This window comes from Brevibacillus agri (assembly GCF_004117055.1).
Classification (GTDB): domain Bacteria; phylum Bacillota; class Bacilli; order Brevibacillales; family Brevibacillaceae; genus Brevibacillus; species Brevibacillus agri.
In genome coordinates, this window is sequence record NZ_CP026363.1 from 957,689 (window position 1) to 982,546 (window position 24,858).

At 53.5% G+C, this 24,858-nt stretch carries 22 protein-coding genes; 20 read left to right on the forward strand and 2 right to left on the reverse strand.

What is annotated here, in order from left to right:
* Nucleotides 1-14: 14 nt before the first annotated feature.
* From BA6348_RS04795 to BA6348_RS04840, 10 genes are all read left to right on the forward strand, one after another.
* Nucleotides 15-1,193 (forward strand): acetyl-CoA C-acetyltransferase, encoded by a 1,179-nt coding sequence (locus BA6348_RS04795; RefSeq protein WP_007786114.1) that lies wholly within the window; start codon nt 15-17, stop codon nt 1,191-1,193.
* A 13-nt stretch (nt 1,194-1,206) separates the two neighbouring features.
* Entirely contained in the window at nt 1,207-2,058 is an 852-nt protein-coding gene (locus tag BA6348_RS04800; protein ID WP_122953087.1) for a 3-hydroxybutyryl-CoA dehydrogenase, read from the forward strand.
* Between the two features lie 30 nt (nt 2,059-2,088).
* Entirely contained in the window at nt 2,089-3,231 is a 1,143-nt protein-coding gene (locus BA6348_RS04805) for an acyl-CoA dehydrogenase (RefSeq protein WP_007786110.1), read from the forward strand.
* 73 nt (nt 3,232-3,304) lie between these two features.
* Nucleotides 3,305-4,447 carry an acyl-CoA dehydrogenase gene (locus BA6348_RS04810; RefSeq protein ID WP_005827839.1) on the forward strand — a complete coding sequence of 381 codons (1,143 nt, stop codon included), beginning with the start codon at nt 3,305-3,307 and terminating at the stop codon, nt 4,445-4,447.
* 207 nt (nt 4,448-4,654) lie between these two features.
* On the forward strand, nt 4,655-5,287 hold the full coding sequence (locus BA6348_RS04815; RefSeq protein WP_005827837.1) for a TetR/AcrR family transcriptional regulator: 633 nt from the start codon (nt 4,655-4,657) through the stop codon (nt 5,285-5,287).
* A 35-nt stretch (nt 5,288-5,322) separates the two neighbouring features.
* Nucleotides 5,323-8,574, forward strand: coding sequence for a fused isobutyryl-CoA mutase/GTPase IcmF (gene icmF, locus BA6348_RS04820; RefSeq protein WP_005827834.1), 3,252 nt, complete (start codon nt 5,323-5,325; stop codon nt 8,572-8,574).
* 274 nt (nt 8,575-8,848) lie between these two features.
* The gene (gene ahpC, locus BA6348_RS04825) at nt 8,849-9,412 is read left to right on the forward strand and encodes an alkyl hydroperoxide reductase subunit C (RefSeq protein WP_005827833.1); all 564 of its coding nucleotides are present in this window, start codon (nt 8,849-8,851) and stop codon (nt 9,410-9,412) included.
* A gap of 12 nt (nt 9,413-9,424) precedes the next feature.
* Nucleotides 9,425-10,954: an alkyl hydroperoxide reductase subunit F gene (gene ahpF / locus BA6348_RS04830; RefSeq protein WP_005827831.1), complete on the forward strand. Its 1,530-nt coding sequence runs from the start codon at nt 9,425-9,427 to the stop codon at nt 10,952-10,954.
* Nucleotides 10,955-11,269: 315 nt separating this feature from the next.
* Nucleotides 11,270-11,824: a DNA-directed RNA polymerase subunit delta gene (gene rpoE, locus BA6348_RS04835; RefSeq protein ID WP_007786103.1), complete on the forward strand. Its 555-nt coding sequence runs from the start codon at nt 11,270-11,272 to the stop codon at nt 11,822-11,824.
* A 208-nt stretch (nt 11,825-12,032) separates the two neighbouring features.
* The gene (locus BA6348_RS04840) at nt 12,033-13,634 is read left to right on the forward strand and encodes a CTP synthase (protein WP_005827826.1); all 1,602 of its coding nucleotides are present in this window, start codon (nt 12,033-12,035) and stop codon (nt 13,632-13,634) included.
* A gap of 66 nt (nt 13,635-13,700) precedes the next feature.
* Here BA6348_RS04840 and BA6348_RS04845 read toward each other — a convergent pair whose 3' ends face one another.
* Together BA6348_RS04845 and BA6348_RS04850 are read right to left on the reverse strand one after the other, a co-directional pair.
* Nucleotides 13,701-14,495, reverse strand: coding sequence for a lipid II flippase Amj family protein (locus tag BA6348_RS04845; protein ID WP_005827824.1), 795 nt, complete (start codon nt 14,493-14,495; stop codon nt 13,701-13,703).
* 188 nt (nt 14,496-14,683) lie between these two features.
* Nucleotides 14,684-15,874, reverse strand: coding sequence for an ISL3 family transposase (locus BA6348_RS04850; protein ID WP_129552170.1), 1,191 nt, complete (start codon nt 15,872-15,874; stop codon nt 14,684-14,686).
* Between the two features lie 137 nt (nt 15,875-16,011).
* Between BA6348_RS04850 and BA6348_RS04855 the strand changes: the two genes are divergently transcribed.
* The 10 genes from BA6348_RS04855 to BA6348_RS04900 all read left to right on the forward strand — a co-directional run bounded on the left by BA6348_RS04855 (nt 16,012) and on the right by BA6348_RS04900 (nt 24,850).
* Nucleotides 16,012-16,386, forward strand: a complete 375-nt coding sequence (locus tag BA6348_RS04855) for a response regulator (RefSeq protein ID WP_005827822.1) — start codon at nt 16,012-16,014, stop codon at nt 16,384-16,386.
* A 104-nt stretch (nt 16,387-16,490) separates the two neighbouring features.
* On the forward strand, nt 16,491-17,345 hold the full coding sequence (fba, locus tag BA6348_RS04860; protein ID WP_005827820.1) for a class II fructose-1,6-bisphosphate aldolase: 855 nt from the start codon (nt 16,491-16,493) through the stop codon (nt 17,343-17,345).
* 14 nt (nt 17,346-17,359) lie between these two features.
* Nucleotides 17,360-18,004: a fructose-6-phosphate aldolase gene (gene fsa, locus BA6348_RS04865; protein WP_005827818.1), complete on the forward strand. Its 645-nt coding sequence runs from the start codon at nt 17,360-17,362 to the stop codon at nt 18,002-18,004.
* Nucleotides 18,005-18,083: 79 nt separating this feature from the next.
* Entirely contained in the window at nt 18,084-19,367 is a 1,284-nt protein-coding gene (locus tag BA6348_RS04870; RefSeq protein ID WP_005827816.1) for a UDP-N-acetylglucosamine 1-carboxyvinyltransferase, read from the forward strand.
* Nucleotides 19,368-19,395: 28 nt separating this feature from the next.
* Nucleotides 19,396-20,358, forward strand: a complete 963-nt coding sequence (gene glpX, locus BA6348_RS04875; RefSeq protein ID WP_005827814.1) for a class II fructose-bisphosphatase — start codon at nt 19,396-19,398, stop codon at nt 20,356-20,358.
* A 61-nt stretch (nt 20,359-20,419) separates the two neighbouring features.
* Nucleotides 20,420-21,700 carry a transcription termination factor Rho gene (gene rho, locus BA6348_RS04880; protein ID WP_005827812.1) on the forward strand — a complete coding sequence of 427 codons (1,281 nt, stop codon included), beginning with the start codon at nt 20,420-20,422 and terminating at the stop codon, nt 21,698-21,700.
* Nucleotides 21,701-21,769: 69 nt separating this feature from the next.
* Nucleotides 21,770-22,672 (forward strand): M23 family metallopeptidase, encoded by a 903-nt coding sequence (locus tag BA6348_RS04885; protein ID WP_007786096.1) that lies wholly within the window; start codon nt 21,770-21,772, stop codon nt 22,670-22,672.
* A gap of 70 nt (nt 22,673-22,742) precedes the next feature.
* Nucleotides 22,743-24,008: a radical SAM family protein gene (locus tag BA6348_RS04890; RefSeq protein ID WP_005827807.1), complete on the forward strand. Its 1,266-nt coding sequence runs from the start codon at nt 22,743-22,745 to the stop codon at nt 24,006-24,008.
* Between the two features lie 104 nt (nt 24,009-24,112).
* Complete coding sequence (gene rpmE, locus BA6348_RS04895) at nt 24,113-24,313, forward strand: 50S ribosomal protein L31 (RefSeq protein ID WP_005827805.1); 201 nt, start codon at nt 24,113-24,115, stop codon at nt 24,311-24,313.
* Between the two features lie 195 nt (nt 24,314-24,508).
* Nucleotides 24,509-24,850: an FAD-binding domain-containing protein gene (locus tag BA6348_RS04900; protein WP_242507491.1), complete on the forward strand. Its 342-nt coding sequence runs from the start codon at nt 24,509-24,511 to the stop codon at nt 24,848-24,850.
* Nucleotides 24,851-24,858 lie beyond the last annotated feature (8 nt).

The following is a 24,858-nucleotide window of genomic DNA, read 5'->3' on the forward strand; positions in this document are numbered from 1 at the left end:
ATGGAGGGCATGCGATGAAAACGGTGATTGTAGGGGCGGCACGTACCCCGTTTGGTAAATTTGGCGGCTCTTTGAAAGCGTTGTCTGCGGTAGAACTCGGCGCTGTCGTCATCAAGGAGGCAGTGGAGCGCTCCGGCATTTCCGGCGACCAGGTCGACGAAGTCATCATGGGAATGGTCGTACAGGCAGGCGCGGGTCAGGTGCCTTCCCGCCAGGCCGCTCGCAAAGCCGGACTGCCCTGGAATGTGGCGAGCGAGACGATCAACAAAGTATGTGCCTCCGGGATGCGCGCCGTCACGATGGGCGACCAGATTATTCGCGCAGGGGACGGGGAAATCATCGTCGCAGGCGGGATGGAGAGCATGAGCAACGCGCCGTACGCTCTGCCGGATGCGCGCTACGGAATGCGGATGGGCGATGCCACCGTGCGCGATCTGATGATGTACGATGGCCTCACATGTCCGTTTGACCAGGTGCCGATGGCGATTCACGGCAGCAACGTAGCCGAAGAGTACGGAATTACGCGGGAAGCGCAGGACGAGTGGGCGCTGCGCAGTCAGCAGCGGGCTGCCAAGGCAGTGGAATCCGGGCTTTTTGCCGAAGAGATTGTCGCCGTCTCCATTCCGCAGAAAAAAGGAGAGCCGGTGCTGGTCACAAAAGACGAGGGACCGCGCCCGGATACCACCAGGGAAGGACTCGCCAAGCTGCCTCCGGTCTACAAAAAGGACGGCACAATTACGGCAGGCAATGCGCCGGGAATCAACGACGGAGCGGCAGCGATGGTGCTGATGTCCGACGAAAAAGCGAAGCAACTGGGCATCAAGCCGCTGGCGACGATTCTCGGGCATGCGCAGGTGGGGGCCGAAGCGCCCTACATCGCGACAACACCGGGTCTTGCGATCAACAAGCTGCTTGAAAAAACAGGGGTGTCGCTCGGCGAGATTGATCTGTTCGAGGTGAACGAAGCGTTCGCGGCCGTGACGTTGACGAGCGGCAAAATCGTCGGCTGGGACGACGAAAAAGTGAATGTGAACGGGGGAGCGATCGCGCTCGGTCACCCGATTGGCGCGAGCGGAGCGCGGATTATTATGCACCTCGCTTACGAATTGAAGAGACGCGGTGGCGGATTGGGGATCGCGGCGATTTGCAGCGGTGCCGCACAGGGAGACGCTATCCTGATTAAAGTGGAATAGGGAGGCCTTTTACATGAACGTACAAACGATTATGGTCATCGGAGCAGGACAGATGGGCAGCGGGATTGCCCAGGTAGCGGCGCAGGCAGGCTTTCGCGTTTATTTGAACGACGTGCAGCAGCCGTTTGTGGAGCGCGGTCTGGCGACGATTGCGAAAAACCTGTCGCGCAACGTGGAAAAAGGCAAGCTGAGCGAGGACGACAAGCAGGCGATCTTGTCCCGTCTCGTCGTGTCGACGGACTTGGCGGACGCTGCGGAAGCGGATTTTGTCATCGAAGCTGTGACGGAAAACATGGCGGTGAAAACAGGAATTTTCTCCAAGCTGGACGAGGTATGTCCGCCGCATACGATCTTGGCGAGCAATACTTCGTCTCTGCCGATTACGGAGATTGCGGCTGTGACGAAGCGCCCGGAAAAAGTGATCGGCATGCACTTCATGAACCCGGTTCCCGTGATGAAGCTGGTCGAGATCATCCGTGGACTGCAAACCGCAGATGAGGTGTACCAACTGACAGAGGATTTGTCCAAGCAAATGGGCAAAGTGCCTGTAAGCGTCAATGATTTTCCGGGCTTTGTCTCCAACCGGGTGCTGATGCCGATGCTCAACGAAGCGATCTACTGTGTATATGAGGGTGTGGCGACGCCGGAAGCGATCGACGAAGTGATGAAGCTCGGCATGAACCATCCGATGGGCCCTCTCCAACTGGCGGACTTCATCGGTTTGGATACGTGCCTCTACATCATGGAGGTGCTGCACGAAGGCTTCGGCGATTCCAAATACCGTCCTTGCCCGTTGTTGCGCAAATATGTAAAAGCGGGCTGGCTAGGCAAAAAATCCGGTCGAGGATTCTACGTGTACAACTAACTGATGATTCGGCAGAAAGGTAGGACGGACATGGATTTCAGGTTGAATGAAGAACAGGAAATGATGCGCCGCATGGTGCGCGACTTTGCGCAAAAAGAAATTGCGCCGTTTGTTCCGATTATGGAAGAGAAGGATGAGTTTCCCCGCCAGGTCATCAAAAAGATGGGCGAAATGGGGCTGATGGGAATCCCGATCGCCGAAGAATGGGGCGGTGCCGGAGCGGATTTTGTCTCTTACATTTTGGCGATTCACGAAATTTCCAAAGTGAGCGCAACGGTAGGAGTGATTCTGTCCGTGCACACCTCTGTAGGGACCAATCCGATTTTGTACTTCGGAACGGATGAGCAGAAGCGCAAATACGTGACAAAGCTTGCCCGCGGCGAATACCTTGGCGCTTTTGCCTTGACCGAGCCGCATGCCGGATCGGATGCGAGCAGCATCAGGACGACCGCTGTGCGAAAAGGCGACGAATACATCCTGAACGGCAACAAGGTGTTTATCACGAACGGTGGCGAAGCGGATACGTACATCACGTTTGCCGTCACCGATTCCACGAAAGGCACCAAGGGCATCTCCGCCTTCATCGTGGAAAAAGATACGCCAGGTTTTACCGTCGGCAAAAAGGAAAAGAAGATGGGGCTGCACGGCTCCTACACGACCGAGCTTGTTTTCGACAACGCGCGTGTGCCTGCTGCAAACCTGCTGGGGCAGGAGGGAGAAGGCTTCTGTATCGCGATGGCCAATCTGAATACGGGACGCATCGGGATTGCCGCACAGGCGCTGGGCATCGCCGAGGCTGCGGTTCACTACGCGACAGAGTACGCCAAGGAGCGCAAGCAGTTCGGCCAGCCGATTGCCAAGCAACAAGCGATCGCCTTCAAGCTCGCGGACATGGCGACCAAGGCGGAGGCAGCCAGACTGCTCGTGTACCGCGCGGCGTCGCTGTGCAGCCAGGGAATCTCCTGCGGCATGGAAGCCTCTATGGCGAAGCGGTTTGCAACGGACACGGCGATGGAGTTGGCAACAGAAGCGGTCCAGGTGTTCGGCGGCTACGGCTACACCCGGGAATACCCGGTTGAGCGATTGTTCCGCGACGCCAAAGTAACGCAAATTTACGAAGGTACGAACGAAATTCAACGAATCGTCATCGCCAAGCATTTGCTTGCTGATTAATAGAGCCTGTTGTCCGGTCAGAGTTGTGTAGCCTGACAAGGACCGGCGCAAAGCACATGGGGGAGTGAAAAACATGAATTTCCAGCTTACCGAAGAACATGACATGATGCGCAAAATGATCCGCGACTTCGCAGAAAACCAGGTAGCTCCGACAGCAGCCGAGCGCGATGAGGAAGAGCGCTTCGACCGATCCATTTTCGAGCAAATGGCTGAGCTTGGCCTGACGGGCATCCCTTGGCCGGAAAAATACGGAGGCGCTGGCGCGGATTACTTGAGCTACGTCATTGCAGTAGAAGAGCTCTCCCGTGTGGATGCGTCAATCGGGGTAACCTTGTCCGCGCAGGTCTCGCTTGCTAGCTGGCCGATTTACAAGTTCGGAACGGAGGAGCAGAAACAAAAGTTTCTGCGCCCGTTGGCAGAGGGCAAGAAGATGGGGGCCTACTGTCTGACTGAGCCAGGCTCCGGCTCCGATTCGGCAGGAATGCGCACAACAGCGGTGCGCGACGGCGATCACTACATTTTGAACGGCAGCAAAATTTTCATCACCAATGCGGGCGAAGCGGAAATCTACATCGTTTTTGCCGTAACCCAGCCAGAGCTGAAGCACAAAGGAATCACCGCTTTTATCGTGGAAAAAGGCATGGACGGCTTTACGATGGGGAAAAAAGAGAAGAAGCTGGGCATCCGTTCCTCGCCGACGCTCGCTGTCAATTTCGAAGATGTGCGAGTGCCGGTAGAGAACAGGCTGGGCGAAGAAGGCCAAGGCTTCAAAATCGCGATGATGACCTTGGACGGCGGACGGAACGGAATCGCCGCTCAAGCGGTCGGAATTGCCCAGGGCGCCTTCGAGCACGCGCTGAACTACGCGAAGGAGCGCAACCAGTTCGGCAAGCCGATTGCCTCGTTGCAGGCGATCCAGTTCAAGCTGGCTGACATGGCGACCAAGATTGAAGCGGCGCGCCTGCTCACCTATCAGGCGGCGTGGCTGGAAGATCAGGGACTGCCTTACGGAAAAGCATCGGCCATGTCCAAAGTATTCGCGGGCGATATCGCGATGGAAGTTACGACCGAAGCGGTGCAAGTGTTTGGCGGCTACGGCTATACCCGCGAGTATCCGGTGGAGCGCTTCATGCGCGATGCGAAAATCACGCAAATTTACGAAGGCACGAATGAAATCCAGCGTGTCGTCATCAGCAACTACCTGCTGAAAGAGTAGCGAGGCGCCAACCGGCAGCCACGATCAATCCAACTAGCTGAAAGCAAAAAGATTTTTTGATAGGGCCTGCGGAAAAGAAAGGTTTGGCTTTGCGCTCTTCCTCGCGTATAATGGTGTGCGAAAAGATACGCAAGAAGAGCGTTTGCTCCTTTCTTTTCCTGAAAGTGTCTGACTAAACGCTCAGTCGGTTGGAAAGGTGGATTTGTTGTGTCCGAAAAGAGAAAAACCATACCGTCCTTGGTAAAGGACCCGAAACTGATTGAAAAACGGCGAGAGCAAATTATTGAGGCTGCCGTTCATCTCTTTATCAATAAAGGTTTTCACAAGACGACGACAAGGGAGATTGCCCGGGCTTCGGGGTTCAGTATCGGAACCTTGTACGAATATATCGAATCCAAGGAAGACGTACTCTATCTCGTTTGCGATGCGATTCATGCCGAGATGGAGACGCGCCTGCGCGAAGCGATCAATTTTAACGGCACAGGGCTGAAAATTTTAAAGCTCGCCATCCGCAGCTTCTTTCGTGTGATGGATCAGATGAGCGACCGCGTCCTGCTCATTTACCAGGAGTCGAAGTCGTTGCCAAAAGAAACGCTGCGCTACGTTCTCGGACGTGAGGAAGAAATTGCGCAAATTTTTGTCGAGATCCTGCAAAAAGGGATTGCCGACGGCTCGCTGCGCCTCGATGAGAAGCATGTCAAGCTGATGGCTGACAATATCATGGTGTTGGGCGAAATGTGGGTGTTCCGCCGCTGGGCTCTGCACAAGCACTATACGTTGGAGGAGTACACCGAGAAGCAGATTACGCTGCTGCTTCGGGAAATCAGTGTCTCCGACTGACGTCAATTAATTGAATCTCGGGGGAGAGTGGAACGATGGAAACCGAAGTGTATCGTCCGCAAAACAAGGTTCGCTTCGTGACCGCCGCCAGCTTGTACGACGGTCACGACGCCTCGATCAATATCATGCGCCGTATTTTGCAGTCTTCGGGAGTGGAAGTGATCCATCTGGGTCACAACCGCTCTGTCGATGATATCGTGACCGCCGCCATTCAGGAGGACGTGCAAGGCATTGCCATCAGCTCCTACCAGGGCGGCCATGTGGAATATTTCAAATACGTGATTGATCTTTTGCGCGAACGGGGAGCTGGGCATATCCGCGTCTTCGGAGGCGGAGGCGGTGTCATCGTTCCACGCGAGATCCGGGAGCTGGAAGAATACGGCGTCTGTAAAATTTACTCGCCGGATGACGGCAGACGCTTGGGCTTGCAAGGCATGATTAACGACATGATTCGAAACAGCGATTTTCCGACAGTCAAGCAGTTGGAAAACGAAGTCGCTGGCTTGCGCGAGCAAAACCACAAGGCGATTGCCCGCCTGATCTCTGTGGCGGAGTACGCCGTCGATCAGCCGGAGTGGAAGGAACCGCTCAAGGAGTGCGTGCGGGAAGCGCGAGACTCGATTCCGGTGCTCGGGATCACAGGCACAGGTGGGGCCGGAAAAAGCTCGCTGACAGATGAGCTTGTTCGCCGGTTTATGCGCACGTATCCGGAAAAAACTGTCGCGATTTTGTCTGTCGATCCGTCCAAGCAGAAATCGGGCGGAGCGCTTTTGGGCGACCGCATCCGTATGAATGCCAACAATACGCCGCGCGTCTACATGCGCAGTCTGGCGACGAGAAAGTCCGGCATGGAGCTGTCCGCCGCTTTGAAGGACGCGATCCAGGTTACCCGTGCGGCTCAGTTTGATCTCATCATCGTAGAGACGAGCGGGATCGGCCAGGGCGATGCACAAGTGACTGAGGTGTGCGACGTTTCCATGTACGTCATGACCAGCGAGTTTGGCGCGCCGTCCCAACTGGAAAAAATCGACATGCTTGATTTTGCCGACGTGATCGCGATCAACAAATTTGAGCGAAAAGGCTCGGAGGATGCCTTGCGCGAGGTGCGCAAGCAGTACCGCCGCAACCACCAGTTGTTCGATCTGCCTGACGAGAAGATTCCCGTCTACGGAACGATCGCCAGCCAGTTTAACGATCCGGGGACAAATGTGCTGTTTGCTGCCCTGATGCATCGGATCGTGGAAAAGACAGGCGTGGATTGGCCTGTGGAGAATCTGGATACGACTCCGGTAAAAATTCATAAAACTTCGTTGATTCCGACAGAAAGAATCAACTACTTGCAGGAAATCGCCAACACGGTCCGCCAATACCGCGCGTACACCGAGGAGCAGTCTGCCATCGCCCGCAAGCTGTATCAGTTGCACGGCGCAAAGGAGACGCTGCTCGCGGCGCAGGAAGAGGCAGCGACAGAGCTGGTTGCGGTGCTCGACAAGCAGATCAGGCTGTTTGAGGAGAAACTGCATCCCGAGTGCCGGCGGATTCTCGACAACTGGCCGAAGCTCAAGGAAGCGTACAGAAAGGACCAGTTTGTCACGAAAATCAGGGACAAGGAAATCATCACGAAACTGTTCACGGAATCGCTGTCGGGTACGCGCATTCCAAAAGTAGCGGTGCCGGACTACGAGGACTGGGGCGAGATTTTGAAATGGTCGCTGAAGGAAAATGTGCCGGGCGAGTTTCCTTACACGGCAGGCGTGTTCCCGTTCAAGCGGGAGGGCGAAGATCCGAAGCGGCAGTTTGCTGGCGAAGGCACGCCTGAGCGCACGAACCGGCGCTTCCATTTCCTTTCGCAAAACGACGAAGCGAAGCGGCTCAGTACGGCTTTTGACTCTGTGACCTTGTACGGCGAAGACCCGGATTACCGCCCGGATATTTACGGGAAAATCGGGACGAGCGGAGTGAGCGTCTGCACGCTGGACGACATGAAAAAGCTGTACGCAGGCTTCGACCTGTGCGCGCCGAGCACGTCTGTGTCGATGACGATTAACGGCCCGGCACCGATGATTTTGGCGATGTTTATGAACACGGCGATTGAGCAGCAGATCGAGAAGTTTGTCCAGCGGGAAGGCCGCCAGCCGACCGAGGAAGAAGCGGAGCAGATCAAGGCGTACACTTTGTCGACTGTTCGCGGAACCGTTCAGGCGGATATTTTGAAAGAAGACCAGGGGCAGAACACTTGTATTTTCTCGACAGAGTTTGCCCTGCGGATGATGGGCGACATTCAGCAGTATTTCATCGACCATAAAGTGCGCAACTACTACTCCGTGTCCATTTCCGGCTACCATATCGCGGAGGCGGGGGCTAACCCGATCACGCAGTTGGCGTTTACGTTGGCGAATGGCTTTACGTACGTGGAGTATTACTTGAGCAGAGGCATGCACATTGACGATTTTGCGCCGAATTTGTCGTTCTTTTTCTCCAATGGCCTCGATCCGGAATATACGGTCATCGGCCGGGTGGCGCGCCGCGTGTGGGCGACTGTGATGAAAAACCGCTACGGCGGCAACGAGCGCAGCCAAAAGCTGAAATACCACATCCAGACCTCTGGACGTTCCTTGCACGCGCAGGAAATGGATTTCAACGACATTCGGACGACGCTGCAAGCGTTGATCGCGATTTACGACAACTGCAACTCTCTGCATACCAACGCCTACGACGAGGCGATTACGACCCCGACAGAGAACTCTGTGCGCCGGGCCATGGCGATCCAGATGATTATCAACAAGGAGATGGGGCTCGCGAAAAACGAGAACCCGCTGCAAGGCGCATTCATCATCGACGAGCTGACCGATCTGGTGGAGGAAGCCGTCATGCAGGAGTTCGAGCGGATCAGCTCGCGCGGCGGCGTGCTGGGAGCGATGGAGACGCAGTACCAGCGCGGCAAAATCCAGGATGAGTCGATGTACTACGAAATGAAAAAGCACACTGGCGAGCTGCCGATCATCGGGGTCAACACCTTTATCAATCCGAACGCGTCTGAGGAAGATTACGAGATCGAGCTGGCGCGGGCGACAGAGGAAGAAAAGGAACAGCAGATCATCAATCTGCGCGCGTTCCAGGAGCGCAACCGCCACGTAGCGCCACAAGCGCTGCGCCGCTTGCAAGAGGTGGCGATGGCAGGCGAAAACATTTTTGCCGAGCTGATGGAGACAGTGAAGGTCGCTTCGCTCGGTCAGATCAGCGCCGCTTTGTACGAGGTCGGCGGCCAGTACCGGAGAAATATGTAACAGGCTAGAGCAAGGCAAAACGATACAAGGACCACTTCTTTTTGCAGAGGCAGTCCTTGTATCGTTTGTTTTTACGGGGGAGCCGCGGAAAAAGGACCAATGTAAACGCGTATATTCTTCCGTTAAATATTCAAGACTAATGTAGGCACAAATTCTAAATTAAAGTTATTATAATAGAGGTTGACAAACGGGAAGTTTTGAATGATAATTGTTATCAAGTTAGAATTATTACATTTAATAATTCTTAAAACAATCATGTAGGAGGATGTTCACTATGTCCCTTATCGGAAAAGAAGTACTGCCTTTCAAAGCTCAAGCTTACAAAGCAGGCAATTTTGTAGAAGTTACCGAAGCAAACTTTAAAGGTCAATGGAGCATTGTTTGCTTCTATCCAGCAGACTTCACTTTCGTTTGCCCGACTGAACTCGAAGACCTCCAAAACCAATACGAAACATTGAAATCCATGGGAGCTGAAGTTTACTCCGTTTCCACAGATACTCACTTCACTCACAAAGCATGGCACGATACTTCCGAGACAATCGGCAAAATTACTTACACCATGATTGGCGACCCAACTCACACGCTCTCCCGCAACTTCGATGTACTGATTGAAGAAGAGGGACTGGCTGATCGCGGTACTTTCATCATCGACCCAGATGGTGTTATCCAAGCAATCGAAATCAACGCAGGCGGCATCGGTCGCGATGCAAGCGCCATTGTAAGCAAACTGAAAGCAGCTCAATACGTTCGCAACAACCCAGGCGAAGTTTGCCCGGCGAAATGGCAAGAAGGTGCTGCTACCCTGAAACCAAGCCTTGATCTTGTTGGTAAGATCTAAGGAGTGGGATAAATGATACTGGACGCAGAAATTAAAGCGCAACTAGGGCAATACCTTCAGCTTATGGAAGGCGAAGTGCTGCTGAAGTACAGCGCTGGTTCCGATAGCGTATCTCGTGACATGATGCTTTTGCTGGAAGAACTGGCAACCATGTCACAGAAAATAAAGCTTGAAGAAACCTCCATGCAGCGTACACCTAGCTTTAGTGTCAATCGTATCGGTGAAGATACCGGATTAACTTTTGCGGGCGTACCATTGGGACATGAGTTCACTTCCTTGGTGTTAGCTTTGCTGCAAGTGAGCGGCAGACCTCCAAAGGTTGACCAGAAGCTCATCGATCAAGTGAAGAGTCTGAAAGGCGAATATCACTTTGAAACGTATGTCAGCTTGAGCTGCCACAATTGTCCTGATGTAGTTCAAGCACTGAACGCGATGAGTGTTCTCAATCCTGGTATTACACATACTATGATTGACGGTGCTGCGTTCAAAGAAGAAGTCGAAAGCAAAAACGTCATGGCAGTGCCGACGGTTTTCCTGAACGGGGAACCTTTTGGCAGCGGCCGGATGACGCTCGAAGAAATTCTCGCCAAGCTCGGATCTGCTCCAGATGCAGCCGAATTTGCGAACAAAGAGCCGTACGATGTGCTCGTTATCGGCGGCGGCCCGTCCGGAGCAAGTGCGGCCATCTACGCCGCACGCAAAGGCATTCGCACCGGCATTGTGGCTGAACGCTTCGGCGGCCAGATCATGGACACTTTGGGTATTGAAAACTTTATCAGTGTCAAATACACCGAAGGTCCGAAGCTCGCAGCGAGTCTGGAAGAGCACGTCAAAGAGTACAATGTCGATGTCATGAACTTGCAGCGTGCCAAACGTCTGGAGAAAAAAGACCTGATCGAGATCGAACTGGAAAACGGTGCTGTGCTCAAGAGCAAAACCGTTATCCTTTCGACGGGTGCGCGTTGGCGCAATGTGGGTGTGCCTGGCGAGGCCGAGTTCAAAAACAAAGGCGTGGCGTATTGCCCGCATTGCGACGGTCCGCTGTTCGCCGGTAAGCGCGTAGCCGTCATTGGCGGCGGCAATTCCGGCGTTGAAGCAGCGATCGATCTCGCGGGTATCGTCAAGCACGTCACGGTTCTTGAGTTTGCTGCAGAGCTGAAAGCCGACTCCGTCTTGCAAGATCGTCTGCACAGCTTGCCAAACGTAACGGTTATCACCAATGCGCAAACGACGGAAATCACCGGCACCGACAAGGTCAACGGCATTTCCTACAAGGATCGCGAGACGGAAACGGTTCATCACATTGAACTGGAAGGTGTGTTTGTCCAAATCGGTCTTGTGCCGAACACCGATTGGCTGGGAGACACAGTCGAACGCAATCGGATGGGCGAAATCGTTGTCGACAAACACGGCGCTACTTCCGTTCCGGGCGTATTTGCTGCAGGCGACTGCACGAATAGTCCATACAAGCAGATCATTATTTCGATGGGATCAGGTGCAACCGCAGCCTTGGGTGCATTTGATTATCTAATCCGAAACTAATGAACACGAGAGCCGCTTTGCTATCTGTACGGTAGCGGAGCGGCTTTCTTTTTTTGTGCTGCTGTACAGAGCGGACTCGCATGGAAAACGGCCGAGAGGCAAGTGTCGAGAATAAATGGTCTTTTGCGTGTTTGAAAGCCTTGCATTTTCGTCTAAAATAAGGAATACTGTATGTTAGCCTTCGTATGTTGTACGATATACGAGTGAGGCGATCGACATCATTTATGAGTTGCCTAAGCAAAGCCTGCGTCCCCCAGCAAAGGGCGAGGTCGGTATTCAAGCCAATAGTTTTCTAATGGAAAGGACGTGCCCTGGGTGAGTCAATTGTTTGCTCATATTGATCCCGAGAAACTGAGCGAGATGGCGTTGGTTGATATTGCGTATGAAATTTTGCGTGAAACCAATCGCACTTACAACTTCCGCGAGCTGATGGATGAACTGGCTGCCGTTCGTAACTTGACAAACGAACAACTCATGGCTATCATCGCGCAAGTATACACTGAGATTAATATTGACGGCCGTTTTGTGTGCCTTGGAGACAACGTGTGGGGACTGAAGCGCTGGTACCCAACTGACACGGTGGAAGAAACGCAAGAGGGCGGCGGAACGAAGAAGAAAAAAGTTATTCTCGACGACGACTTCGACGATTACGACACCGAAGACGAAATTGTCGAGGATTACGAAGACGACGACGTGGTCATTTTCGAGGACGAAGAAGAATTCGTGGATGATGATGCGGATATCGAAGACGAAGAGATTGATGCTGAAATCGACGAAGAAGAGCTCGAAGAAGAGGAAGACGAGCTGTTTGACGAGGAACTCGAAGAAGAGGAAGTTGACGAAGAGCTGGAAGATGACGAGGATAAGTGATAAGTCCTTGACTTCCGCCTGAGGGACAGATAAAATACTCCTTGGGCTTCACATGAAGAAGGATTAAATAAGGGAAACTATAAAACAAAAGTGCCCCTACCCCATTGCCAAAAGGGATAGGACTCGCTTTTGTTTTTCTTTTTTTGGGAGCCGTCTTCATACGTTTTTTACTACTACTAAAGGGTTAGGGAAAGAGGGGACGTTAACGATGACGAAGTATATTTTTGTGACAGGCGGGGTCGTATCCTCGTTGGGAAAAGGAATTACAGCGGCTTCTCTGGGCCGACTCCTGAAAAATAGGGGCTTGAAGGTAACCATCCAGAAATGTGATCCATACATCAACGTGGACCCAGGAACAATGAGTCCGTATCAGCACGGGGAAGTGTTCGTCACGGACGATGGAGCGGAAACCGACCTGGACCTGGGGCACTACGAGCGTTTTATCGACATCAACCTGAGCGCCAACTCTAACGTAACGACAGGAAAAATCTATTCGACTGTCATCGCCAAAGAACGTCGCGGCGACTATTTGGGCGGAACGGTTCAAGTAATCCCGCACATCACCAACGAGATCAAAGACCGCATTTTCCGCGCTGGCCGTGAAACCGGAGCAGACGTGGTTATCACCGAGATCGGCGGAACTGTAGGGGACATCGAGAGCTTGCCGTTCCTCGAAGCCATCCGTCAAATCAAGAGCGACATTGGCCGCGAAAACGTCATGTACATTCACGTGACACTGGTTCCTTACATCAAGGCAGCAGGCGAGATGAAAACAAAGCCGACCCAACACAGCGTGAAGGAACTGCGCAGCCTGGGCATTCAGCCAACTGTGATCGTGACTCGTACCGAACAGCCAATGACCCAGGAAATGAAGGACAAGCTGGCACTGTTCTGTGACATCGACAAAAACGCGGTTGTGGAGTGCGTGGATGCGGAAACTCTCTACGACGTGCCGCTGCAACTGCAAGCGCAAGGTCTGGACGACTATGTTTGCCGCCACCTCGGCCTGACTTGCCAGGAAGCAGACATGACCGAGTGGAAGTCCTTGGTAAACAAAATCAAGAACCTGTCGAAAACGACCACGATCGCGATTGTCGGAAAATACGTGGAGCTGCACGATGCTTATTTGTCCGTAGCAGAAGCGCTGTACCATGGCGGTTATGCGAATGATTCCAAAGTGGAAATCAAATGGGTGCACGCAGAAGAAGTGACGCCGGAAAACGTAGCCGAACTGCTCGGCGATGTAAACGGCATACTGGTACCAGGCGGCTTCGGCGATCGCGGTATCGAAGGCAAAATTATCGCGACCCGCTACGCTCGCGAAAACAAAGTGCCGTTCCTGGGCATCTGCCTCGGTATGCAAATTGCCGTTATCGAATTTGCCCGTCACGTGGCAGGCATGGACGGCGCCAACAGCTCCGAGATCAACCCGGACACCGCTTATCCGGTCATCGACCTCTTGCCAGAGCAAAAAGAAATCGAAGACAAAGGCGGAACCATGCGCCTTGGCATCGGTCCTTCCAAAGTGGAAGCTGGCACGCTGACCGAAGCTGCTTACGGCAGCACACTCGTTTATGAGCGTCATCGTCATCGTTATGAAGTCAACAACGAATATCGCGAGCAGTTGGCTCAACTGGGCCTGCGCTTTGCGGGTACATCCCCGGACGGCCGTCTGGTGGAAATCGTGGAAGTGCCAGACCACCCTTGGTACGTGGCTACCCAGTTCCATCCGGAGTTCACTTCCCGTCCGAACCGTCCGCAGCCATTGTTCCGCGATTTCGTCAAAGCTTCCCTGAACCTGAATAAATAAATAGAGACAAAAAGACGCACCGGCGACTGAAACCGTCGGTGCGTCTTCTTTCGGTTGCCGCTTTTTTCAGTGAAAGAGCGGAGACAGCCAGGCAACCCAGTAGGCGGCCGGGACGAGCAGGAGCTGAGCCAGAAGCGTCCCGAAAAATCGGGAAATCATCAGCCACAAATACATGTCCCGGATCGATTCCTGCGTCGCTTTTCCCTGCATGGCTTTCTCGGTCAGGAGGGCCACCTGCGGGTCTACCAGAATCGTCATGAAAATCGTAGCGAAGCCGTTAATCATGCCGGACGACATCAGCACCGTTGCTTTGTAGTCGGGGGCCAGCAACGTCGCGTAGAGCACGGAGAGCACGCTGCTGGTGTAAATCGCCGTTCCCAGGCAGTTGAGCAGCAGCAGGCGCTTGGGAATGCCTTTGAAGCGAAAACGGGAGATGACTTGCCAGCTCGGGATTCGCACGTGGTGGCGGACGCGGCGGAGGCTGTCTACGGTGACGGCTGTGCGCAGCATTTGCGGAATCGAGCCGGCCAGCTCAAGGTGCGAGATCACTCGTCTGGAAATCTGGACGAACGTGGGAAACAGCGCGATGGCAGCCAGCGTCCCGACAGAGGAAGCCGCTATAATCATATGTAGCTGCCAACTTGGGTCGGTATGCAAAAGGGCCGCTTGATCCATCAGTCCTCCGGTAAACGGCCCTTGAATCAGGTTGGAGGTGCGGGAGAGAAGCAGCGTGATGCCGACGAGCGACATGGCGACTGCGATTCTTCCTGTCTTGACCCCTGCGAAGCGAATGGCGTAGGAAAGTGTCTCTGTCGTATGGATAATAAACGTCAACAGGCAGATCAACCAGAGCGCATCCATCTTGTTTTTTGGCTCCTTGCTTGGTGCGAAAATAGTATCCCTATTATACTCGAAATGGACATCGCGGGAAAATTTCAGCAGCAGATACGCAAAATGTGCAGGAGTTTCCTGTTTTTAGGCGAAAACCTAATAAATTAGCTCTTCACCATAAAACGTGCTTGATCTCCCTCTATCGCAGTTTTTCGTAGTTATGTAGCCGGTTTACACTCCAGTCTAATGCGAATCTTGAATCTCTCTAGATTGCGGTAGCCGTAGGCTCTTCGTTTGATTACCTTCACTTTGTTGTGTGTCCCTTCAATCTTGGCATTCGTTACCCGAAAGGAAAAATAATGCTGAATGGGCTCTTGCCACTGGACAATCGTTTTGGCAATGGAACGAACCGCAGGAGTCGGAGAATAGAGATGGTCGACAATCCATTTCTGAAGCGCTTCCTCCCCTGCCTCTTGGGTTTCAACGGCATACACGGTTCTTATGTCTTGAAGCGCAAAGTAGAGTCGTTCCAGATGTGGATCTTCTGCTAACCAAATCTTCAGTTCCTGAAGCTCTTCGGGCTTCAGCTTGTCAGGGATCGTATGGAGCAGGCGTTGCTCATGTCTGCCCCGACGATGTGTTCCACGAGCATGAGTGCGTTTTCGGGTAGCTTCCAACGCTTTAGAGAAAAGCTGGATCACGTGAAATTTATCTGCTACCACAAGGGTATGCTTCCAGACCTGGCGTACGGTTTCAGCCATTCCTGGAGCCAAATCCGTGACAACTACCTGGGGAACCTTACGAAAAGGCCATTGCTGCAGCGCGTTTCGTACTTGTTCACGTGAACGTCCTTCTGTGACTTGCCAGATATGACCGGTTTGAGCATCCATGAGGTTCACGCCATACTTATGTCCTTTTTGCAGAGCAAACTCATCCAGACAGACCACTTCAGGAGCTTCATGTTCTTTTGGTTGAGCAAGGCGTTGGGGGGCCAGTTGGTAGTACCAGCGTTCAAGTGTCGAGTAGGCCACACTCAATTGCTTGGCAACCGAGAGCAAATCCCGACTGTGGCACATATCCACCGCCATCTCTTGAAAAGCAGAGGTGACGGATCCTCGAGGCGGGATACCGTTCCATTCCACTGTCCATGTAAGCCCACAACTCGCACAGCGCTGGCGATACACGGGAACGGATACCCAGACGGTCCCCCAAGCAGGAACGAAACGATGACGAAGAATACGCCGTCCAGGACGTGCATGGTTGGTACTGGCTCCGAGGCAGATCGGACAAAGATGACAGGCAGAATGCGGTTCCAGAACAGCGATCCAATCCGTTTCCTTTGTTTTTTCCCAATGTGTGAGATGGAATGATGGAAGTCTGATAAAGTCTGTGCTAAAATCAAGGCACAACGCAGATTTCCTCCTTTTCAGTGGTTGTCTCGACAACTCCCACGATAAAGGAACATCTGCGTTTTTTCAATGTCTAGCACGGGTTATGGTGATGAATCAATAAATTAAGGAAATGGATTCGTCAAGGGGGAGTAACCGTGTTCGACAAACATGATAAAAAGGTGCTGGTTGTCGATGACCAGTATGGTATTCGCATTTTGTTGTATGAGGTACTGGGAAAAGAAGGGTACAAAACCTTCCAGGCCGCAAACGGGAAAATGGCCCTGGAGATCGTGGAAAAAGAGTCGCCAGATCTGGTCATTCTCGACATGAAGATTCCAGGCATGGACGGCATTGAGATTTTGAAGCACATCAAAAAGATCAATCAGGATATCAAGGTAATCATGATGACGGCTTACGGTGAGCTGGACATGATTAAGGAAGCGACCCAGTTGGGAGCGTTGACCCATTTTACCAAACCGTTTGATATTGACGAGCTGAGAATGGCCGTACAGCAGCAACTCGCCTGCTAGTCCTTTTGGTAACGGATGCGTGGGGACAAGCGTACCTGTTAACAAACGCCTGTCTGTGATATAATAAGCCTCGTGATTGAAGCTAGCAGAGGAGGATTTACCAAATGCCACTGGTACCTATGACCGCTTTTACCGAAGACGTCAAATTGCATAAATACGCCGTCGGACAATTTAACCTGAACAATCTGGAGTTTACTCAAGCGATTACCGAAGCTGCGATGGAAGAAAAATCGCCTGTGATTTTCGGTGTTTCCGAGGGAGCACTCAAATACATGGGACTGGACTACACGGTCGCCATTGCAAAAGTGGCGGCGGAGCGCGCAGGAGTACCTGTTGCCCTGCACCTCGATCATGGCAGCAACTTTGATATCGTAATGAAGTGCATTCGCGCAGGATTCTCTTCTGTCATGTTCGATGGTTCCCATCACTCGTTTGAAGATAACCTTCGCTTGACCAAACAGGTTGTTGAGGCTGCTCACGCTGTTGGCGTTTCTGTAGAAGGTGAACTCGGTACCATCGGCGGGGTAGAGGACGACCTGTCTGTTGACGAGGAAGACGCTACGCTGGCAAACCCTGAGGAAGCGATCCGCTTCTGGGAAGAAACAAAAGTAGACTACCTGGCGATTGCAGTGGGCACAGCTCACGGCATGTACAAAGGCGTGCCAAAAATCCGCTACGACATCATCGAAAAAGTAGCGAACAACATTGGAGCGCCAATCGTTCTGCACGGCGGTTCCGGCGTACCGGACGAAGCGATTGTAGAATCGATCCGCCTGGGTGTCGGAAAAATTAACGTAAATACAGAAAGCCAAGTCGCATGCACCGAAACGGTTCGCAAAGTGCTAGCTGCGAAGCCTAACGAAATCGACCCGCGCAAATACCTGGGCCCTGCTCGCGACGCGATCAAGGAAGTTGTAAAAGGAAAAATGCGCCTGTTCGGTAGCAGCAACCGCGCGTAACTAGGAGGCTAATCATGCGTTTTTTGATTGATACAGCAAACGTTGATGAAATTCGCGAGATTCACGAATGGGGAGTCCTGGCCGGAGTAACCACGAATCCTTCGCTGGTTGCCAAGGAAGGCCGCGACTTCATCGAGACATTGAAGGAAATCATCGACATCGTAGACGGTCCGATCAGCGCCGAAGTTATCAGCACCGATGCAAAAGGCATGATCGAAGAGGGCGAGAAGCTCGCTTCCCTCTCGAAAAACATCGTCATCAAGCTGCCGATGACTGCCGAAGGTTTGAAGGCGACCAAGTATTTTGCCAAGCGCAAAATCAGAACAAACGTCACGCTGGTGTTCTCCGCAAACCAGGCGCTGCTCGCAGCTCGGGCAGGAGCGAGCTTCGTGTCTCCGTTCCTGGGACGTCTGGATGATATCGGACAAGACGGCATGCAGTTGATCGAAGACATTGCAGAGATTTTCTCTGTGCATGGCATTGATACCGAAATCATCGCGGCATCTGTTCGTCACCCTGTGCACGTGACAGAAGCTGCCCGCCGCGGTTCTCACTACGCGACCATCCCGGCGAAAGTGTTCAAGCAACTGATTGCCCATCCGCTGACTGACAGCGGCCTGGAGAAGTTCCTCGCTGATTGGGCAAGCATGCAAAAATAAGGACAAGGATCGAAAGTTCAAGCACCTTTTCCATTGGGGAAGGTGCTTCTTTCCCGATTACACCTGAGGAGAGCGATGCATGGATAAGCTGATTATCAATGGTGGAAAACCGCTCGCGGGGACGGTAACCATCAGCGGAGCCAAAAACAGCGCAGTCGCACTGATTCCAGCCGCGTTGCTGGCGGATGGACCTGTAGTTATTGAAAATCTGCCCCGTATTCAGGATGTAGATATTTACCACGGGCTTCTGAGGGAAATGGGAGCTGACGTGCTGTTTGAAGATGACTGGATGGAAATCGATGGGCGCCTGATGAAGCTGATGCTCATGCCCAATGGCAAGATCAAAAAGCTGCGCGCCTCTTACTATTTGTGGGGAGCCTTGCTCGCCAAATTCGGAGAGGCACAGGTCGGATTGCCTGGCGGCTGCGATCTGGGGCCACGACCTGTCGATTTGCACATCAAAGGCTTTGAGGCGATGGGCGCCGAGGTGGAGAACAAAAACGGCGTGATGACTATTCGGGCCAAGAACGGTCGTCTGCAAGGCGCGAGAATTTACCTCGATCTCGTCAGCGTCGGAGCGACGATTAACATCATGCTCGCTGCTTCCAAGGCAGACGGCGTGACCATTATTGAAAACGCTGCCCGCGAGCCGGAGATTGTCGATGTGGCGACACTGCTCAACAACATGGGGGCAAACATCAAAGGCGCAGGCACCGATGTCATCCGCATCCAGGGCGTGGAGCGTCTGCGCGGCTGCCGGCATACGATTATTCCGGACCGGATTGAAGCGGGGACGTACATGATTGCCGCAGCGGCGACGAACGGCAATGTACTGGTCGAAAACGTGATCCCCAAGCATCTGGAGTCGCTGACGGCGAAGCTGCGCGAAATTGGCGCGCAAGTGATGGAAATGGATGACTGCATTCAGGTGGTCGGACGGGATTCCTATCGTCCCATTGATGTGAAAACAAGTCCGTACCCTGGGTTTCCGACCGATTTGCAGCAGCCGATCACGACGCTGTTGACCCTTGCCAAAGGATCGAGCATCGTGACGGACAACATCTACAGCTCGCGTTTTCGCCATGTAGATGAGCTGCGGCGCATGGGAGCGACGCTCAAGGTAGAGGGACGTTCCGCTGTCATCGAAGGCGGAAGCAAGCTGAACGGAGCCAAGGTAGTAGCTTCTGACCTGCGGGCCGGAGCGGCGCTGTTTATCGCAGGGCTGGCTACGAGCGGCACGACAGAGCTGGAAGGTCTTGAACATATCGACCGCGGCTATGAAAACTTGGTGGGCAAGCTGCAAATGCTGGGTGCCGATGTGACGCGGGTAGGCTTGCAGCACACAGAAAGCCCGCAGCGTTAACCAATCATCAGGAGAGGAGTCTTCCAGAATGGAACGCAGTTTAACACTTGAACTGGTACGTGTAACCGAAGCGGCTGCTTTGGCTTCCGCCAGTTGGATGGGGCTTGGACGAAAAGACGAGGCCGACGACGCGGCGACGACCGCCATGCGCAAGGAATTTGAAAAAGTGCCAATGGACGGCGTAGTCGTAATCGGGGAAGGCGAAATGGATGAAGCGCCGATGCTCTATATCGGCGAGCGTCTCGGCCAAGGGGTAGCGCCAGCAGTAGACGTGGCTGTCGACCCGTTGGAAGGGACGAATATCCTGGCAAAAGGCACATGGGGCGCAATCTCTGTCATTGCGATTGCGGACCGCGGAAATTTGCTGCATGCTCCTGACATGTATATGGAAAAAATGGCAGTAGGGCCAAAAGCGGTTGGCAAGGTCGACATCAACGCGCCGATTCGCGACAACCTGAAAGCCGTTGCTGCGGCACAGGGCAAAGACATCAGCGACCTGGTGGCGATCGTGCTTGATCGTGACCGTCATTCTCGCATCATTCACGAAATTCGCGAGGCAGGTGCCCGCATTCGCCTCATTTCCGACGGGGACGTGGCGGCTGCGATCAACACGGCATTCCCGGACACGGGCGTAGACATTTTGTTCGGTTCCGGCGGAGCGCCAGAAGGTGTATTGGCTGCGGTGGCGTTGAAATGCCTCGGAGGCGAAATCCAGGGCAAGCTGTTGCCGCAAAGCGAAGAAGAAATTCAGCGTTGTGTCAAGATGGGTCTCAGCAACCCGCACCAGGTGCTGTTTATGGATGATTTGGTCAAGGGCGACGATGCCATTTTTGCGGCAACGGGCGTAACAGATGGGGAATTGCTGAAAGGGGTTCGCTTCCAGGGAACTCGCGCTACTACCCATTCTGTCGTCATGCGGGCAAAAACGGGTACGGTTCGCTTCATTGAAGGAAACCACCGCCTGGAACGCAAACCGTCACTCGGTTTGTAGGAAAACGAACAGCTTGGCTTTATATCATGCTTTCCAAGAGTAAATAAAGAGTGGTGGATGTATGTTACTTTCTGAACTCGAAGAGAAGAAACTGACCGATCTCTATAAGCTGGCCAAGGAGTACCATATCCCGTATTACTCCCAACTGAAGAAGAAGGAATTGATCTTCGCAATCCTTCGGGCACGAGCGGAGCGGGATGGCCTGATGTTTATGGAAGGGGTGCTGGAAATCTTGCCGGAGGGCTACGGCTTCCTCCGACCGATCAACTATCTCCCCAGCTCGGAAGACATCTACATCTCCCAGTCGCAGATTCGCCGTTTTGATCTGCGCATGGGGGATGTGGTGTCGGGCAAGGCTAGGCCGCCAAAAGAAAACGAGCGCTATTTTGGACTGTTGCAAGTAGAAGCAGTGAACGGAGAAGACCCGGAGACTGCTTCAGAGCGTCTTCATTTCCCCGCCTTAACACCGCTATATCCTCAAACCAAGCTAGTGCTGGAGACCGCGCCCGAGCGTGTTTCCACCCGCCTGATGGACCTTCTTGCCCCTGTTGGGCTGGGTCAGCGTGGATTGATTGTCGCTCCGCCAAAAGCGGGCAAAACCATGCTCCTGAAAGAAATCGCCAACAGTATTACGGAAAGCCGACCGGATATTCATCTGTTTGTGCTGCTCATCGACGAGCGTCCGGAAGAGGTTACGGATATGCAGCGTTCTGTCAAAGGCGAGGTGGTCGCCTCTACGTTTGACGAGTTGCCGGAGAATCACATCAAGGTGGCGGAGCTTGTATTGGAGCGGGCAAAGCGTCTGGTTGAGCACAAAAAGGATGTCGTCATCCTGCTCGATTCGATTACCCGTCTCGCTCGCGCCTACAACCTGGTGATCCCGCCGAGCGGCCGGACGTTGTCTGGCGGTATTGATCCGGCGGCGTTCCACCGTCCTAAGCGCTTTTTCGGTTCGGCGCGCAACATCGAAGAGGGCGGCAGCCTGACGATTCTCGCGACGGCTCTGGTCGAGACCGGATCGCGCATGGACGATGTGATCTACGAGGAGTTCAAGGGAACGGGCAACATGGAGCTTCATCTGGACCGCAAGCTGGCAGAGCGCCGTATCTTCCCGGCGATCGACATTCGCCGTTCGGGAACGCGCCGCGAAGAATTGCTGCTGTCCAAAGAAGAGCTGGATAAGCTGTGGATGATCCGCAAAAACATGAACGAAACGAACGAGTTTGTCGATTCGTTTATCAAAAAGCTGGCGGACACGAAAACAAACGAAGAATTTTTGCAGACCCTGGAAAGCAAGCAGCAAGGCCGGGGGAAAACGGCTGGCACGACGGTGAGTTCATGACTCGCCGTCATTTTTTTTGCCTGTTTTGCATACCGTAAGGAGAGTTGGAAGAGAGGGAGGAGAGAGTCAGTGGAGTACGTGCAGGTTCCTGTGCCCATCGAGAGCCAGACGGAAGCGAAAAAGGCTGTCGTGGAGCAAGCGTTGTTTCAAGCGTTCAATCCGTACGCGAGTTTGACAAAGCAAGCGCCTGCTGCCAAAAGCAATACGATGGTGTACGCAGTGCGCCAGGGCGACACTCTTTCCGGAATTGCCGAACGCTACGGCCTTACGCTGAAAAAGCTGGTGGAGATGAACAAAATCAGCAATCCGCATCTGCTTTCTGTCGGGATGAAGCTGATTATTACCAAAGACGAAGTGACACATATGGTGAAGCGCGGAGAGACGCTCGATTACATAGCGAGAAGGTACGGAGTCAGCCGTGAGCTAATGCTGGAACGCAACCCGCTTTTAAAATGGCTGTCGGACAACCTGTATGTGGGACAGGTTGTGTACATCCCTGTTGCCGGAGGGCCGCCGATGCAGGCAGAAGAGCTGCAGCAAAAGCGAAACACTACCCAGGCGGCAAGCAGGCAAGTGGTGGCGCGGATTCGCGGCCGAATGGATTGGCCTGTAGAGGGAGCGACGATTACAAGCGGCTTCGGAACACGCTGGGGCAAGGTGCATAAAGGCGTGGATTTGTGGAACGAGCAGGAGGCCAAAACGCCGATTTTGGCCGCGAAAGCAGGGAGGGTGGTCGAAGCGGGCGCCAACCGCTCCGGATACGGGCGGATGGTCGTACTGGACCACGGAGACGGCCTGCAAACCTTTTATGCCCATATGCGCACGATTTTGGTCACGCCCGGCCAGAGCGTAGAAGCGGGCGACGTCCTCGGATACATGGGCCAGACAGGCGATTCCACCGGGTATCACCTGCATTTTGAAGTCAGGCAGGACGATGTGCCGGTCAACCCGCTCCCGTACCTCGGCAGGTAACCCTTCACAATTTACATTGCTTTTTCAATGCGTTACAATGGGCAAAGCAAAGAAGCGAGGCGATTTTCCCATGTATTTAGTGTACGCAGATGAAAAGGGCAATGTTTACGACCACCCGGGCTTGTTCGCGGTGGCGCGCAACGGCGATATATTGACAGAAATTCTCGAGGAAGAGCTGATCCCGCTGCCGGAAGGGGCGACGCTGGTCAGCCTGCCGGATACAGTACCGATCGGAATGGACCCGGAGACGGGCGAAATGATTAAGCTGGACGGCTGTACGGCGGTCGGGGCGCTCGTTCCGCAAGGGATTACCCGACTTTTGCTCCCGGGTTATGTGAAAACAAACAGGGAGAGCAAGCTGCCGCTGTTCGGGTATTCGGCAGTCGTATGGAAAGACGACCGTTTTTGGGTAGCAGGCAGAGCGAGCGACGACATTTACAAATGGGACCCGCTGAACTTCCCGATGGATGAGTTGCGGCAGCGAGTGGAAAAGACGTTGGAGCTGTTCCCGAACAACCGGATTTTGCATCACCTGTCGCACTGTGCGCTGGAGTACGAGTGTCTGACGGCCTCCAACAACTTTTTCCACCGCTGGGAAGGCAGCCTGCCTGTTTCCTATACCTGTAATGCCGGTTGCTACGGCTGTATTTCCGAGCAACCAGACGACAGCGGCTTCCCGTCTCCGCAGACGCGGATGAATTTCAAGCCGACAGAGGACGAGCTGGTAGAGGTCATGCTGCACCATTTGCAGACGCCGGAGAGCATTATCAGCTTCGGCCAGGGCTGTGAAGGCGAGCCTTCGACCATGGCCGGGATCATCGTTCCGGCGATGCGCCGCGTGCGAGCGACGACCGACATGGGCTTTATCAACATCAATACAAACGCAGGCTTGACCGACCATATCAAAGGGATCGTCGACGCGGGGCTGGACTTGATGCGCGTCAGCATCATCAGCGCGATTGACGAGCATTACAACGCCTACTACCGCCCGCGCAACTACACGCTGGAAAACGTAGCGCGATCTGCGGAATACGCGGCCTCCAAGGGCGTGTACACCTCGATCAACTACTTGTGCTTCCCGGGTGTTTTTGACCGCGAAGAAGAAATGGAAGCGATGATTAACTTCATCCGCCGCACAGGTATCAAGCTGATTCAGATGCGCAACCTGAACATTGATCCGGAAAGCTATCTGGCGATGATTCCAAAAGCGCAGGGCGAAGTCTTCGGCATGAAGCAGGCGATTGAAATCTATCAGCAAGAGCTGCCGGATGTCGTGATCGGGTCGTTTACGCACATTCCGCCGGCAGAGCTGCGCCGCAGGAAAAACATGGCCTGAGCGGTCAACCTGTTGCATTTCGGCTGACAGCATGCTACTATCTTGTATGTGTTTATATAACTCTGTTTCGGCAAACGATTCAGGGCGGAAAGAGGTGTAGCGAGATGAAACAAGGTATTCATCCTAAGTACAATGTAGTAACCGTTACATGTGCATGCGGTAACGAATTTGAATCCGGTTCCGTGAAACAAGCGCTGAAAGTGGAGATCTGCTCCAACTGCCATCCTTTCTTCACTGGAAAACAAAAATTCGTGGATGCTGGCGGCCGTGTAGACCGTTTCAAACGCAAATACAATCTGTCCTAATCAGACGGGATTGGAGCAACCAGGTAGAGCGATCTGCCTGGTTTTGTCTTTTTCTGGAGCAAAAATCATCTCGGGCAGCAAGGGGGCAAACGATGACGGCCATCGGGGGAATCCGGCTGACGTGCTCTGCCAGCTCGCTCGCGAGACGGGCTATCCGATTGTCGATGCCGCGATGAAGCAGTTGAACGAAACGGGCTGGATGCACAATCGGTTGCGGATGATTGCGGCGGCTGGCAATGGAGCGCCTCTACCGGGACGGACCCGCAGCCGTACTTCCGCATTTTCAATCCGGTTTCGCAAGGGGAAAAATTCGATCCGGACGGAACCTTTGTCAAAAAATATCTTCCCGTTCTGCGGCAAGTCCCTCTACAATATATCCATAAGCCTTGGGAGATGCCTGAGCATGTGCAGGAAAAAGCGGGATGCAGGCTAGGAATTGACTATCCCGTTCCGCGCGTCGATCATGCGAGCAGACGGAAGCTGGCTATGTCTTTGTTTCAAGAGGCAAAAGACCGCTACGCCATGACGCGAAAATGAATCAGCTT

Excerpts from the sequence above, each read along its gene's own strand:
- BA6348_RS04795 (WP_007786114.1), top strand. The coding sequence starts at position 15 with ATGAAAACGGTGATTGTAGGGGCGGCACGTACCCCGTTTGGTAAATTT.
- BA6348_RS04800 (WP_122953087.1), top strand. The coding sequence starts at position 1,207 with ATGAACGTACAAACGATTATGGTCATCGGAGCAGGACAGATGGGCAGC.
- BA6348_RS04805 (WP_007786110.1), top strand. The coding sequence starts at position 2,089 with ATGGATTTCAGGTTGAATGAAGAACAGGAAATGATGCGCCGCATGGTG.
- BA6348_RS04810 (WP_005827839.1), top strand. The coding sequence starts at position 3,305 with ATGAATTTCCAGCTTACCGAAGAACATGACATGATGCGCAAAATGATC.
- icmF (WP_005827834.1), top strand. The coding sequence starts at position 5,323 with ATGGAAACCGAAGTGTATCGTCCGCAAAACAAGGTTCGCTTCGTGACC.
- ahpC (WP_005827833.1), top strand. The coding sequence starts at position 8,849 with ATGTCCCTTATCGGAAAAGAAGTACTGCCTTTCAAAGCTCAAGCTTAC.
- ahpF (WP_005827831.1), top strand. The coding sequence starts at position 9,425 with ATGATACTGGACGCAGAAATTAAAGCGCAACTAGGGCAATACCTTCAG.
- BA6348_RS04840 (WP_005827826.1), top strand. The coding sequence starts at position 12,033 with ATGACGAAGTATATTTTTGTGACAGGCGGGGTCGTATCCTCGTTGGGA.
- BA6348_RS04845 (WP_005827824.1), bottom strand. The coding sequence starts at position 14,495 with ATGGATGCGCTCTGGTTGATCTGCCTGTTGACGTTTATTATCCATACG.
- fba (WP_005827820.1), top strand. The coding sequence starts at position 16,491 with ATGCCACTGGTACCTATGACCGCTTTTACCGAAGACGTCAAATTGCAT.
- fsa (WP_005827818.1), top strand. The coding sequence starts at position 17,360 with ATGCGTTTTTTGATTGATACAGCAAACGTTGATGAAATTCGCGAGATT.
- BA6348_RS04870 (WP_005827816.1), top strand. The coding sequence starts at position 18,084 with ATGGATAAGCTGATTATCAATGGTGGAAAACCGCTCGCGGGGACGGTA.
- glpX (WP_005827814.1), top strand. The coding sequence starts at position 19,396 with ATGGAACGCAGTTTAACACTTGAACTGGTACGTGTAACCGAAGCGGCT.
- rho (WP_005827812.1), top strand. The coding sequence starts at position 20,420 with ATGTTACTTTCTGAACTCGAAGAGAAGAAACTGACCGATCTCTATAAG.
- BA6348_RS04890 (WP_005827807.1), top strand. The coding sequence starts at position 22,743 with ATGTATTTAGTGTACGCAGATGAAAAGGGCAATGTTTACGACCACCCG.
- rpmE (WP_005827805.1), top strand. The coding sequence starts at position 24,113 with ATGAAACAAGGTATTCATCCTAAGTACAATGTAGTAACCGTTACATGT.